The sequence below is a fragment of the Arthrobacter sp. UYNi723 genome, from assembly GCF_054057635.1.
Map to the genome: position 1 here is coordinate 24,987 of NZ_JBSRZM010000013.1, position 13,438 is coordinate 38,424.

12 protein-coding genes are annotated in these 13,438 nt (G+C 65.0%); 5 read left to right on the forward strand and 7 right to left on the reverse strand.

Annotated features, from left to right (window positions below; translation table 11 throughout):
• The first annotated feature begins 28 nt into the window (after positions 1–28).
• From ACVWY0_RS11605 to ACVWY0_RS11620, 4 genes are all read left to right on the forward strand, one after another.
• Positions 29–307, forward strand: a complete 279-nt coding sequence (locus ACVWY0_RS11605) for an HPr family phosphocarrier protein (RefSeq protein WP_056341927.1) — start codon at positions 29–31, stop codon at positions 305–307.
• 115 nt (positions 308–422) lie between these two features.
• Positions 423–608: a VOC family protein gene (locus ACVWY0_RS11610; RefSeq protein ID WP_485836823.1), complete on the forward strand. Its 186-nt coding sequence runs from the start codon at positions 423–425 to the stop codon at positions 606–608.
• Positions 592–987: a hypothetical protein gene (locus ACVWY0_RS11615; RefSeq protein WP_485836824.1), complete on the forward strand. Its 396-nt coding sequence runs from the start codon at positions 592–594 to the stop codon at positions 985–987. The genes ACVWY0_RS11610 and ACVWY0_RS11615 overlap by 17 nt, the downstream gene beginning before the upstream one ends.
• A 263-nt stretch (positions 988–1,250) precedes the next feature.
• Positions 1,251–1,646, forward strand: coding sequence for a helix-turn-helix domain-containing protein (locus ACVWY0_RS11620; protein WP_485836825.1), 396 nt, complete (start codon positions 1,251–1,253; stop codon positions 1,644–1,646).
• 117 nt (positions 1,647–1,763) lie between these two features.
• Here ACVWY0_RS11620 and ACVWY0_RS11625 read toward each other — a convergent pair whose 3' ends face one another.
• Positions 1,764–2,981 carry a PucR family transcriptional regulator gene (locus tag ACVWY0_RS11625; protein WP_485836826.1) on the reverse strand — a complete coding sequence of 406 codons (1,218 nt, stop codon included), beginning with the start codon at positions 2,979–2,981 and terminating at the stop codon, positions 1,764–1,766.
• A 234-nt stretch (positions 2,982–3,215) separates the two neighbouring features.
• On the opposite strand from ACVWY0_RS11625, the gene ald reads away from it, so the two are divergent.
• Positions 3,216–4,334, forward strand: coding sequence for an alanine dehydrogenase (ald, locus tag ACVWY0_RS11630; protein ID WP_485836827.1), 1,119 nt, complete (start codon positions 3,216–3,218; stop codon positions 4,332–4,334).
• A gap of 175 nt (positions 4,335–4,509) precedes the next feature.
• Here the strand turns inward: ald and ACVWY0_RS11635 are convergent, their stop codons facing one another.
• From ACVWY0_RS11635 to ACVWY0_RS11660, 6 genes are all read right to left on the reverse strand, one after another.
• Positions 4,510–6,042 (reverse strand): S8 family peptidase, encoded by a 1,533-nt coding sequence (locus tag ACVWY0_RS11635; RefSeq protein WP_485836828.1) that lies wholly within the window; start codon positions 6,040–6,042, stop codon positions 4,510–4,512.
• 169 nt (positions 6,043–6,211) lie between these two features.
• Positions 6,212–7,282 (reverse strand): Gfo/Idh/MocA family protein, encoded by a 1,071-nt coding sequence (locus ACVWY0_RS11640; RefSeq protein ID WP_485836829.1) that lies wholly within the window; start codon positions 7,280–7,282, stop codon positions 6,212–6,214.
• A 115-nt stretch (positions 7,283–7,397) separates the two neighbouring features.
• A complete protein-coding gene (locus ACVWY0_RS11645; protein WP_485836830.1) occupies positions 7,398–9,116 on the reverse strand; it encodes an ABC transporter family substrate-binding protein in 1,719 nt (572 codons plus the stop codon).
• Positions 9,117–9,165: 49 nt separating this feature from the next.
• A complete protein-coding gene (locus tag ACVWY0_RS11650; RefSeq protein ID WP_485836831.1) occupies positions 9,166–11,397 on the reverse strand; it encodes an ABC transporter ATP-binding protein in 2,232 nt (743 codons plus the stop codon).
• On the reverse strand, positions 11,394–12,368 hold the full coding sequence (locus ACVWY0_RS11655; protein WP_485836832.1) for an ABC transporter permease: 975 nt from the start codon (positions 12,366–12,368) through the stop codon (positions 11,394–11,396). The genes ACVWY0_RS11650 and ACVWY0_RS11655 overlap by 4 nt, the downstream gene beginning before the upstream one ends.
• A gap of 2 nt (positions 12,369–12,370) precedes the next feature.
• On the reverse strand, positions 12,371–13,354 hold the full coding sequence (locus ACVWY0_RS11660) for an ABC transporter permease (protein ID WP_485836833.1): 984 nt from the start codon (positions 13,352–13,354) through the stop codon (positions 12,371–12,373).
• Positions 13,355–13,438: the final 84 nt, after the last annotated feature.

Genomic DNA, 13,438 nt, shown 5'->3' on the forward strand with positions numbered 1-13,438 from the left:
CACAAAGAAGCACCCACCAGGAGGAACAATGCCCGAACGCATCGCCACCATCGCCAGCCGCTCCGGCCTGCACGCCCGCCCCGCCGCCCTGTTCGCGGAAGCGGCGGGAGACGTGGGCGTGGAGGTCACCATTGCCATGCAGGGCGACCCGGAGGATGACGCATTGGACGCTTCGAGCATCCTGTCGCTGATGACCCTGGGCGCCGCCAAGGGCGATGTTGTGGTGCTCCGGGCTGAAGGTGACGGCGCCGACGCGGCCCTGGATTCGCTGGTCAAGCTCCTGGAAACGGACCTCGACGCCGAATAGCTTCTGCTTCGCCGTTTCGATGGTTCCCTGCCGGATCGACGCTCGCAAACATCTGCTGGGCAGGGAACCATCGAAACGGGCGACGGCCAGGGCCCCCCGAGAGTAGGTTCAGGGTATGAACGAGCGTGCCGTCCCGATCCTGCCGTGCCGCCGTCTGGATGACGTGGCGCCGTTCTACGAAGCGCTCGGCTTCCACGTCACCTACCGGCAGGAACGGCCGAATCCGTACATGGGCTTCACGCGTGGCGGCATCGACCTGCACTTCTTCGGGCAACTGGCTGCGGGTGAGCGCACTCGGTGATTCCGAGGATGCCGCTGATGCCTCCGGGACGCCTGGTCCTTTCGGGACGGCTGGTGCTTTCGGGACGGTGTCTGCGCCGGCGGGGCGGCTCGACCGAGTCCTGTTGAACGCGGCGCGGCAGGGCGACGCGCATGGCAGCGAGGCGACCGCAATCTCCGTGATCGAGGCTGGGCTCCAGCGGCATCCTGAGGCGACGGACGCCGAGAAACTGCCGCTGCTGGTGTACCTCGCCGAGCTGCATGAGCGGACCGGCAACCACGCGCTGGCCCGGTCTGTGCTGGACAGCGTCGGCGCCCTGGAACTCGACGCCGAGGCGCGGCAGGCGCTTGCAGCTGAGTTGGCGAATGCAGACGAGCTCAACCGCGGACTCCAAACGTGAGATCTAGGCTTTTCGAAAGCCCGAAAGCCCGCCGAGACCTCACTCCTGAAAGTGCCTGCCGTGGCTGGAGTGCGGCGCGGGCGTCGGATTCTGCGCCATCATTCGCGCGTTCCGGAGAAGCGGCCGCGCCATTCCGGGGCCTGCCTTCGCGTGGATCGGAATGATTGAGCAGAATCCTCCGGAAGCGCGGGCGGGGGCGGGGGTCTGGCTAGGCAAGGCCCGGATCGGATCAGGCCAGGAAGTGCTCGGGTTAGGCTTCTGGCATGGCACTCATAGCTCCACGCGTCACGGCTGGCCTACCCGCCGACGACGCCCTGAACCTCGCGCGTTCCCTCCGGGACAGCAACGACATCACCGTGTTCGTGGACGGCACCGTCCACCGTCTCCCGGGTGAAGCGAGGGACGCCGTCGTGGACCTGCTCGCTCGGCTTAGCCGCGGCGAAGCGGTGACCGTCAGCAGCGTGGAGGAAATGCTCACCACCTCACAGGCTGCCGAACTCGCCGGGATTTCCCACACGTACCTGCGCAACATGACCGATCGCGGCGAGATCCCCGTGGAATACCGTGGCACGCACCGCCGGATCAGGCTGGCGGCGATCATGGCCTGGCTGGACCGGCAAAAGACCAACGGGCAGCAACAGCCGCCAGAACAGGCCTAGGTCTCACGAGGCGTGGCTTAATTCCGGCGCGCTTGATCCGCGGAGGCGGTGGACCAGAGCCGCTGGATCCGCGGGTTTTGGTTCAGCGCACTCCTAGGGGGCTGGCTCAGGGGTGGGCTAGATCCGCGGGCGCGCCGCCCAGCGCCGCATTTTCAGTGCCGCATGGAGTTCGAGCCGGGGCATCCCCCTCAGCGGATCAACGCCCAGGAGCTGCCGGATGCGGCCCAGCCGGTTGTAGATGCTGCTGCGGTGCAGGTGGAGTTTGGTGGCCACGTCCTGGACTGAGCCGTCGTTGTCATAGATGAGCTCCAGTACCGGGAGTAGCTCATCGTTGCGGTCGTGGTCCTCCAGCATCCGCACATAAACGGACCCGGAGTCAGCCCAGGCGCCGGCTCCCCCGCCTGCCGAGGCCAGCAGCTGGTACACCCCGGTGGCGCGGCAGTCCACCAGTTCGCCCAGCTGGGGGTCCACGGCCGCCGCCTGAGCCGCCTGCTTGGACTGCCGGTATGCCTCGGCAAGCCCCCGTGGCTTGGTAAAACCCTCGCTGATGCCCAGGATGATGCGGTGCACCGGCCGGCCCGAACGTTTGGCCAGCTCCAGCTGGTAGTGAACCAGCACCTGGGCATGGTTGGCCCGGCCCACAGACTCACGGAACAGCACCACGGAATGGGTTTCCGTCCCGGCGCTGAACAGCGCCACGTCCACTCCCACCGTGGCCTGCAGTGCGGCTGACCGGTGGATCAAGGTGGAGGCGATGGGGTCCGGCCCGCCGGCCCAGCCATCAGCGTCGAGCACTGTGACCATCTGCCACGGCCCCCTCCCCTGGATTTCCTTCCAGCCCGCCACGGCGGCCACCGCGTTGGCCTCGCCGGAACAGGCGGCCAGGAACTCGCGTTCGCGGCCCCGCCGGAACTCGGACTCGGCGGTGTTGGAATCCAGCAGCAGGCCGGAAAGCCGCTCGATCTCCGGGGCTACGTCGGGCAACTGGGAGAGGATCGCCGTCGGATTTTCCTCTGCCGAGTCCTGCTGCACCCAGAGGTAGCCGACGCGGAAACCGCGCACCATCAACGGAACACACACCCGGCCCAGCATCCCCAGCTCCTGATTAGCGGGAATCGCTACCGGGCGGACCGCCGTGGCGATGCCGTGGGAAAGCTGCCAGGCGCTGACATCGGCCGGGACCCGCTTGCTCAACAGGAAGTTCACCCGGACCCGGTCGGCATGGGACTGGTTGGAACTGTAAGCGAGCAGCAGGCCGTCCAGGTCCTCCAGCGACAGTCCCCGGCCAAGCTTCTGCGCCACCTGCTCCACCAGTTGTTCCACGTCCTGCTGCATGGGGTAACCATACTGCTCCGGCAGGCATCCGGGCGAACGAACAGCAGGCGACACCTGACGCTCTCCCGCTGTACATATGTCGATCCATGAAACCAAAAATTCCCGGAATGACGCGGAGGTTGAATGCCCTAGACCCCGCCTTCCTGTCAGCTGAGTCACAGCCGGATTTATTCTGGAATCACAACCTTCCCCGCAATTTCGGGCCTACCCCGGCCTGAGAATATGGAGCCACAAATGATCATCGGTGTCCCCAAAGAGATCAAGAACAACGAATTCCGCGTCGCCATCACAGCTGCTGGCGTTCACGAATTCCGCACCTACGGCCACACGGTCCTGGTGGAACGCGGCGCAGGCTTGGGCTCAGGGATCACGGACGAGGAATACGCGATCGCCGGCGCCGAAATCGTCGCCGAGGCCGATGACGTCTGGGACCGCGCCGACATGGTCATGAAGGTCAAGGAACCCATCAAGGCCGAGTACCACCGCTTCCGCAAGGGCCTGATCCTCTTCACCTACCTCCACCTCGCCGCGGAGCCGGAACTGACGCAGGCGCTCATCAACTCCGGCGTCACCGCCATCGCGTATGAGACCGTGCAGGAAGGCCGAACGCTGCCGCTACTGGCCCCCATGTCCGAGGTTGCCGGGCGACTGTCCGTGCAGGTGGGCGCCACCTCGCTGATGGCTCCGGCCGGCGGCAAGGGCGTGTTGCTCGGCGGTGTACCGGGCGTCCGCCCGGCCAAGGTGGTTGTCCTGGGCGCCGGTGTTGCCGGCACCAACGCCGCAGCGATGGCCCTTGGCCTCGGGGCCGACGTGACCATCCTGGACATCAACATCAACCGCCTGCGCGAACTGGATGCCCAGTACCAGGGCCGACTCAAGACGGTTGCCTCCAACTCCTACGAGATCGAGAAGTCCGTCGTCGACGCCGACCTCGTCATCGGCTCCGTGCTGATCCCGGGCGCCAAGGCACCCAAGCTGGTCACCAACGAGCTCGTCTCCCGGATGAAGCCCGGCTCCGTGCTCGTGGACATCGCGGTGGACCAGGGCGGCTGCTTCGAGGACACGCACCCCACCACACACCAGGAACCGACGTACAAGGTCCACAACACGATCTTCTACTGCGTTGCCAACATGCCGGGCGCCGTCCCGAACACCTCCACCTACGCGCTGACCAACGTCACCCTGCGCTACGCCGTGGCCCTGGCCAACCTGGGCGTCAAGGCCGCATTCGACCGCGACCCGTCCCTCGCCGCCGGCCTGAACATCGCCGGTGGCAAGGTTGCTCACCGCTCGGTCTCCGAGGCGCACAACCTGCCCCTCGTTTCGGACTGGCACGAACTGGTTTCCGCGTAAGAACCCCATCGATTGCTCCACAAGTGCCCTTTTGAACGCTCAGAACGGCACTTACGGAGCAACCGATTCAAAATAGGCGAGAACGACGGCGGGTCCCCGGCTTCCTAGCGAAACCGGGGACCCGCCGTCGTACTTTACTCGTTGCGCATCAGTGGTTGTGCGTCAGGCGCCCGCGTCAGCCGCCGATCGCGCGGAGGGCGTTCACCTGGCCGTGGCCGTTGAACCCGTTGTAGCCGGCACCGCCCTGGCACACCTGAGGTGCGCCGTTGTCCGTTGCAGGGAACGGGGCGTACACACTCATGTCCGCCGGGCAGTCCATCTTGTCGGCGGTGGTGTTGATCCGCGATGCCACGGTGCCCGGGTTGCTGACTCCGGTGCTGACCACCAGCGCCGCGACACCGGCAACGTGAGGTCCGGCCATCGATGTGCCTTGCAGGTAGCAGTACGTGGCGCCCGAGTCCACCACCGGACGGGCGCACGGTGCGGCGGACGGCCAAGCGGAGAGCACGCGGCCGTTAGTGGCGGCCGCCGTCCGCTGCAGGATCGAGTCTCCACCAGGCGCGATCACGCTGACGGCGCCCACACCGTAGCTGGAGTAGAACGATTTGATCAGCTTGTTGCCGTTGGCGCTGACGCCGATCACGCCGGGAACTTCCACCGGAACCACGGCGCAGGCGTTGGTGATGTCGCGCGTGACCGGGGTGGTGTCATCCGGGCTGGTGACATCCTGGGTGGGATGAGCCAGGTCGTCTGACTGATTGCCTGCCGAGGCCAGAATTGTGGTGCCGTTTTGCTGGGCAAACTTGATGGCCCGGCGCTCGGCTTCCCAGATGGCCCGCTGGGTGGGGTCATTCTTGCAGTTGAAGAGCCAGGGATCGGCAAAGTAGCTGTTGTTGGTGACCTGGATACCGTTCGATCCTGCCCACATGAAGGCGCAGACCACGGCCTCGGGGTAGAAGAATCCGTCGTCGTCGCCGGCCTTGATCCCGGCAATCTTTACGTTGGGCGCAACGCCCACCATGCCGATGTCGTTCTTCGCGGCGGCGATGGTGCCGGCCGTGTGGGTGCCGTGGCCGTTGTTATCCATCCAGGCCGCCGGATCCGTGTTCGGGACGCCGCCAACGCAGGAAACGCTCCTGGAGAAGTCAACGTTCGGGGCAAGGTCCGGGTGCGTGTAGTCCAGGCCGGTGTCGATGTTACCCACCACCACCGAGGTGCTGCCGCCGTTGATGGCCCGCGCCGCCGGGGCCTGGATCTGGTCCATATCCCATTGGAGTGCGGCCAGGTTGTCATCGCCGGGCGCCGGGGCGCCGGGTGCTATGGCCGCCACAGCCGCACCGGAGTTGTCGTCTTCGACAGCCACGGCGAAGCCCGCTGTGGAAGCGGCCCCCTGAACGGAAGAATCTGCTGCGCGCAGGGCCGCATCAAAGCCGCCGCGGTCCGACTTTACGATGGCCACACCGATCTGCGGATAGGCCTGCACCACGGTGCCGCCAGCGTCCCGCACTGCCGCAAGCGACCTGCCGGAAACCCCGTTGGCCTTGTACAGGACGATGTAGGTTTGGGTTCCGGCTTGGACAGTTTCTTGCACTCCGGCTTGGACAGAGTGCCCATTGGCCGACAACGCCGCAGGAGCCGCGGCGGTCGAAAGGCCAATGGCGAGGGCCAATGCCCCGATTGGCGCCACAAACGTGGTGAATCTTTGCATGGTGTTGCTCCAATTCTGCCAGCGGCACCACGCGATCGCAGGTGCCGCTGGCAAGAGTCAATCGATCACCATCCTGACGGCTGTTTGCCTCGGATCCTTCCGGCTACACCTGCCCAACAATTCGGTAACACCCGCAACAAGAGACCCTAGTGACTCACCTCACGCAATTTCAATAGCCGGCGGTTTCGTAAGCCCGGGCTGATTCGATAATCTTCAGCACCTCGACGGCGTCTGCCGGGTCTACCGGGAGCGGCAGCGCGGAGGCAGTTCCGCCGTCGTCGATCTTGGCTGCCAGGAGCCGGTAGAACTCGGGGTAGGCACCTCGTTCCGTGGGCAGCGGATCGAGGTGGCCGTCGCGGCCCAGGGCTCCTGCCCATTCCGGTGCCTCAACGCCGTATTCAGTGTCCAGCGGGCTGCCGCCGGCGACGATGTACGGTTCCTGCGGGTCGATCCCGTGCTTGGTGAACGCGCCAGTGGATCCGAGAATGCGGAAGCGCGGGCCCTGCTGGGCGCAAAGCATGTTCATGCTCAGGTGGCTGGTCACCCCGGACTCGTGGTTGAGCACCAGGAAAACGTCATCGTCCACCTTCTCGTGCGGACGCCGCGCCTGCAGTTCCGCGTGGGCCACGGCGGCTGGACCGAAAAGCAAAAGCGCCTGGTCGATAAGGTGCGTGCCCAGGTCGAACAGCACGCCGCCGCCGTCCGCCGCCGTGGCGCTGGCTTTCCACGCCTTGGAGATGTCAGGGGACCAGCGCTCGAAGCTGGACTCAAAGCGGGTCACGGCACCCAAGGCTTCGCCGGCCAGCAATTTCCGGACCGTGAGGAAATCGCCGTCCCAACGCCGGTTCTGGAAGACCGTGAGCACCCGGCCCAGCCGCTCCGCGAGGGCGATCAGTTCCTGACCCTCGGCAGATCGGACCGCGAACGGCTTGTCGACGACGACGTCGAGGCCGGCCTCCAGGGCGGCCTTCGCCAGCGGGAAGTGCGTGGCCGGCGGGGTCCCCAGCACCACAAGATCAAGGTCACTGGCGAGCGCAAGGACCGCATCGCCGTCGGGCACTGTTTTGGTGCCGGGGTACCGCTCCGTCGCGGCAGCCTGCCGGCCGGCGTCGGACGTCGCGATCATGTCCAACGCGTAGCGGGGGTCCGCCGCGATCAGCGGCGCGTGGAAAACGCTCCCTGAGAGTCCATAGCCGACGACGGCGGTGCGGATACGGCGTTCGGGTTCAGTCCAGGTCATAGAGCAAAGTTACCGCCACGCCGGCCCTGATATCGCAATACGACGAAGGCCGGCCCTTCCCGGTTCGCGGGTTGTGCCGGCCTTCGCCGTGAAGAGCTGATTCAGTCAGGAAATGTTACTTCTTGATCCAGCCCAGGGTGGACCAGTCCGGAACCTGGGAGAGGCTCTGGAACAGGGACGGGCCGTAGTTGGCCAGGCCGGTACGGACGAAGGAGATCTGCGGGCCGTTCATCACAACACCCATGGAGAAGTACTTGGCCATGTGCTCCTTTTCAACCTCCATGGCTGCCTTGTTGCGCTCGGCGTTGTCCTCGATGGAGGCGAGATCGGCGATCTTCTTGTCCAGCTCGGCGTCGCCAAGACCGTTTTCGTTGACCTTGGAGTCGTAGTACTGCTTGACGGCATCCGTGGCGTCCGGGCCGACGGTGTAGCCGGAGACGCTCATGTCGAACTCACGTGCACCCAGGACCTTGCCGAAGTCGGCGGAGGCACGCTGGTCAATGCCAACGTCCATGCCCCCGGCCTGGAGCTGCTTCTGCAGGGTCTGGGTGAAGGCAAGGGTGGTGGGGTCGTCACCGAAGTTGCTGATCTTGAAGGCGGCGGGCTTGCCGTCCTTCTCCATGATGCCGGCGGCGTTGGGCGTATAGCCGGCGTCGGTCAGGACCTTCTTGGCAACGTCCGCGCCGGTTTCCTTCACCGGGTAGTTGTCCTGGTAGTAGTCCGAGAACGGCAGGACCATCATGGAACCGGAGCTGGGCTCTTCCCAGTTCAGGCCATTGAAGCGGACCTTGCGGAGGGCTTCGCGGTCGACGGCGGCGAAGATGGCCTCGCGGACGGCGACGTCGGTGATCTTCTGGGCATTGATGTTCATGCCACCGGCGAAGAGGCGCTGGCCACGGCGGACCTCGGAGTCCTTGGTGCCCTCAAGCTGCTTGTACAGCGAGATGGTGTTGGCTGACATGGCGTCGATCTCGCCGTTCTTGAAAGCAGCGATCTGTGCGCTGGTCTCCAGTTGGCGGAAGACGACGCTTGCCAGGACCGGCTTGGTGCCCCACCACTTGTCGTTGGGCACCAGCGTCACCGTCTTGGCTGCGGTGTCGTACTGGTCCAGCTTGAACGGTCCGGCCATCCACTCGGGGTGCATTTCGCCGTTGAAGCCCTCGTTGAAGAGTTCAGGCGTGTTCACCGCAGGGTGGATCAGGCCGAAGAAGAGCGCATCCAGCGGGTAGACCGGCTGGGTGGTCTTGACGATGACTTCCTTGTCGCTGCTGCCGGCCTCAACCGACTCAACGAACTCGTAGGCCCCGGAGGTCACGATGTCGTAGCCGGCATCCGGGCTCTTGAGGATGTTCCAGGTGTTCTGGAAGGCCTTGACATCGATCGGCGTGCCGTCGTTGTAGGTGGCTTTGGGGTTGACCTTGATGGTGACGGTCTGCTTGCCGTCCACCACCTTGCTCTCCACGGACTCGCAGAAGTCCTTGTTCGGTGTTGCCTTGCCGACGAAGTCGATCTTCCAGCAGCCGCCGATGCCGCCGCTGTTCACAGCCACCGGGTTCATGGGGATCTGCAGGGCGGAGTTGTCCGCACTGTTGCCGTTGTTGGAGAACCCGTTGAAGTCCGGCCCGATGCTGCCAAGCGGCAGGGTGACCTTGCCCCCGGGCTCAAGATCCCCGGCTGGCTTCTCATTGATGCTGATGAGCTTGGCCAGATCGCTGCCCGTCCCCTGCCCCTTGGCGGTTTCCGGTCCGGTGGGTGTTCCTCCACCGCCGCAGGCCGTCAGCGTCAGGGCTGCGGCAATGGCCGCTGCGCCGCCGATCTTGGTCAGATTCCTCATGGTTTTCCCTTCATAGGTGCGGGTGGTGCTTGTGATGGGTCGAAAAAATCTAGGGTGCATGGGGTTCCGCCGTCCCGTGGACCACCAGCATGTGCTCGTCCAGTTCGCCATCCGGGAAGAAGCAGGCGAACTGCTGATCCGGCGCGGGCACCGGGCCGGCCTCCAAAACCTGCACCGCCGGGGAAGGCTGCACGGCCTCGAGTGGGGGCTCCAGGGTCAGGCACTGCTCCTGCTTCGCAGCGGGAAGCGCCGCGAAGACGGGGCAGCGCGTAGCGAAATTGCAGCCCTTCGGGGCATCCAACGGGGACGGCAGGTCCCCTTGGAGGATGATCCGCTCCCGTGTGCGCTCGAACTGCGGGTCCGGGACCGGGATCGCAGACAGCAGGGCGCGCGTATACGGGTGGCGGGGGTTGTCGAACACCCGGTCAACCTCACCGATCTCCACGATCTTGCCCAGGTACATCACCGCCACCCGGTTGGAGATGTGGCGGACCACGGAGAGATCATGGGCCACCATCAGGTAGCTGAGGCCAAGCTCCGCGCGGAGCTTGTCCAAGAGGTTGATGACGCCGGCCTGGACGGAGACATCCAGCGCGGACACCGGCTCGTCCAGGACCACCAGCTTGGGGTTCACGGCCAGGGCCCGGGCGATGCCGACGCGCTGCCGCTGGCCGCCGGAGAACTGGTTGGGGAACCGGTTGACGTGGTCCGGCTGCAGGCCCACCAGTTTCATGAGTTCCATGATGCGTTTCTTGATGGCCGGCTTGCTGAGTCCGGCGTTCTGGAGCGGCTCGGCCAGGACCTCGTAGACAGTGAAGCGGGGGTCAAGGGCGCCGGTGGGATCCTGGAAAACCATCTGCATTTCCCTGCGCATGGCGCTTTTGGTCTTGGTGTCGGCGGCTTGCTTGTTGCTGATGCCGCCGATGATCACCTCGCCGTCCTGGTCCTTGTGGAACTCCATGATTTCCAGCAGGGTGGTGGTTTTGCCGGATCCGGACTCCCCCACGATCGAGAAGCACTCACCTTCGCGGATGTCGAAGCTCAGGCCGTCCACGGCCTTCACCGTACCGATGCGCCGCTTGAGCAGCGCGCCTTTGGTCAGCGGAAAGTGCTTGCGGACATCCTTGAGTTCCAGCACGGTTGAGCGTTCTCCGCGGGGGATGAGGTCAAAGCGGGAGACCGGGACGGGCGGGGCGGAAAAGATCTCATGGACATCCACGTCCGCGCCGAGGGAACCGGATTTGATGCACGCCGCCTGGTGGTAGCCACTTCCCGGAACCGGGTCCAAGGAGGGCTCGCCGTCCAGGCAGGCATCGGTCACCAGCGGGCACCGCGGCGCGAAGGAGCAGCCGGTGGGGGTGTGGAGGAGGTTTGGCGGGATGCCGTCGATGGGGACCAGCGAGGATTTCTCCGCGACGTCCACTCGGGGCACTGCCCCGAGCAGCCCCATCGTGTAGGGCATCCGGGGATCGTAGTAGATGTCATCCACGCTGCCGGTTTCCACCGGCTTACCGGCGTACATCACCATGATGTCGTCGGCGATGCCCGCCACCACGCCCAGATCGTGCGTGATCATCACGACGGCGGCGCCAGTTTCCTCCTGCGCCGTATGCAGCACCTCAAGCACCTGGGCCTGGATGGTGACGTCCAGGGCCGTCGTCGGCTCATCCGCGATCAGTACGCGCGGGTTGTTGGCGATGGCGATGGCGATCATCACGCGCTGGCGCATGCCGCCGGAGAACTCGTGAGGAAAGGCCCTGAGCCTGTTCCTGGGGCTGGGAATGCCCACCATCGCCAGGAGTTCGACGGCGCGGGTTTCCTTCGCCGCGTTGCTCATGCCCGGGTTGTGGATGGTGAGGGCCTCAGTGATCTGGGTTCCCACCGTGTACACCGGGGTGAGGGAGGACAGCGGGTCCTGGAACACCATGGCGATGTCGTTGCCGCGGTAGGCACACATGGCTTTGTCGCTGAGGCCCAGCAGTTCCTTGCCATTGAGCCTGACCGAGCCGGAGATCTCGGCAGTGGCGGGCAGCAGGCCCATGATGGCCAGCGATGTCACCGACTTGCCGGACCCGGACTCCCCCACGATTCCCAGTGTTTTGCCGGGCATCAGGTCGAAGTCGACGCCCCGAACGGCTTGCACAGCCCCGTTTTCGGAGTTGAAGCTGACGTTCAGGTCCCGGACGGACAGGACAGCGTCCGACGGCGAGTGGAGACCCACGATGTGGAGCCGCTCGGACGCTGTGGGGGCCGGGTCAGCCGGTTCAAGGAAGGTGCTCATTTGCTCTTCTTCTCTGCGTTGTTCTTTTTGGCCCGGCCAACCGAACTGGAGCTCGGGTCGAAGGCGTCACGCAGGCCATCGTTCATCATGGCCAGGGACCCCGTGAGCAGGAACATCACGGTGAGCGGGACCCAGAACATCCAGGGGAAGGTCTGGACCTGGGACGTGGCGCCGCCAATCAGCACGCCGAGGCTCACATCCGGCACCTTGATGCCGATGCCGATGAAGGAGAACGCCACTTCGGCCAGGATGGCCCCGGTCACGCCGCGGGTGATGTCCAGGACCAGCAGCGACCCGATGTTGGGGACCAGGTGCCGCCACACGATGCGGCGCGGCGGGACGCCCATGTACTGGGCCGCCTTGACGAAGTCCCGCTGCATCAGCGACATGGACATCGAGCGGATAAGCCGGGCGGTCCCCATCCAGCTGAACACCAGGAGCACGATGATCAGCAGGAGCCAGCTGGGGAGGTTCTTCTTCAGGCCGTCCCCTCCGCCGCTGGTGGCCACTGCCACCACCAGCAGGGCGGGCATCATGATGAGGGCCTCCAGGACGAAGAGCATCACCTTGTCCACTTTTCCGCCGAAATAGGCCATGGTGCAGCCGTAGACCGCGGCGACCAGGACGGACACGAGGCCCACAACCAGGCCGATCAGGATGGAGATCCTGGTGCCTTCGACAGTCATGGCGTAGAGGTCGATGCCGGCCTGCGACGTGCCCAGGAAGTGGTCGCCGGAAGGCGGCATGCCGATATTGAAGGGGTCGATGGTCTCCTTGTCCCAAGGAGTGAAGAACCCGCCGACGAAGGAGAAGATGGTCAGGCCCAGGAAAACCGCCAGCCCGGCGACGGCAGTTTTGTTCCGCATAAAACGGCGGAAAATGATGGTTGATTTGGCGATCACCACATCGGCATTTTCGAGGTGCGCGTCCTGCGCCACGGCTGCCGGATCAACGGCGTTGAGGTTGGTCATGGCTACTGCACCCTCACTCTCGGGTCAACAAGCGTGGTGGCGAAGTCGGCGAGGATGGCGCCCAGGGCGAAGATGACCGAGCCGTAGGCGAGGGTGGCCGTGGCCGCATTCACATCCTGCAGCGAGATGGCGTCAATGCTCCAGGACCCCACTCCGGGCCAGGCGAAGATCTTCTCGGCGAAGAAGCCGCCGGCGAAGATGGCCGGGATGGTGAAGGCGATGCTTTGGGCGACCGGGATGAAGGAAACCCGGAGGGCGTGCCGGGTGATGGCCTGGTTCCGGGTGAGCCCCTTGGCCCGTGCCGTCCGGACGAAGTCCGCATTGACGTTGTCCAGCAGATACTGCCGCTGCGCGATCTGGTACGAACCCCAGCCGACGAGCGTGATGGCGATGGTAGGAACTGCATAGTGGGCCACCATGTCCACAAACTGCGCCAACCCGGGTTGCATGCCCGGCGTGGAGATCCCAGTCACGAAGAAGATGCGCTCCCCGACGGTCTCGTTGATGTTGATGGCACCGAGCTGCACCAGGAAGTAGGCAATGGGGGCGGGCACGATGTACGCGAGGTAGCTGTAGGAGGTGATCACCCGGTCCTGGAACTTGTACTGCCGGGCCGCCGAGTACACCCCAAGAGCGACGCCGATGACGAGGGTCAGGACGATGGATGCGAGGAAGAGCCGGGTGGAGATCCAGACGCGGTCCCCGAATTCAGCGTTGATGAAGGCGCCGTTGGGGCTGCGTCCCCAGTCCCAGCGGGTCACGATCCCGGTGAGCCACTCAACGTAGCGCTCCCACGGGCTGAGGTCCGGGTCCAGGCCTTTCAGGCGCATGGAGTTGGCAACCTGCTCGGGTGCGGGACGGGGAATCCGCTCCTGCTCGAGGAGGGCCGGCTTGAGGGAACTGACCGCCAGGAAATAACCGGCAGACGTGGTCAGGAAAATCATAAAGACGTAGGTGATGCCGCGCTTGGCGAGGTACCTGATCATGTGGCAGCTACTTCAGGATCTTTGCCACCAGGACTGCGGACGAACACTCCAAGGGATGCCCCTGGGCCGGCAACGGATTTTCTG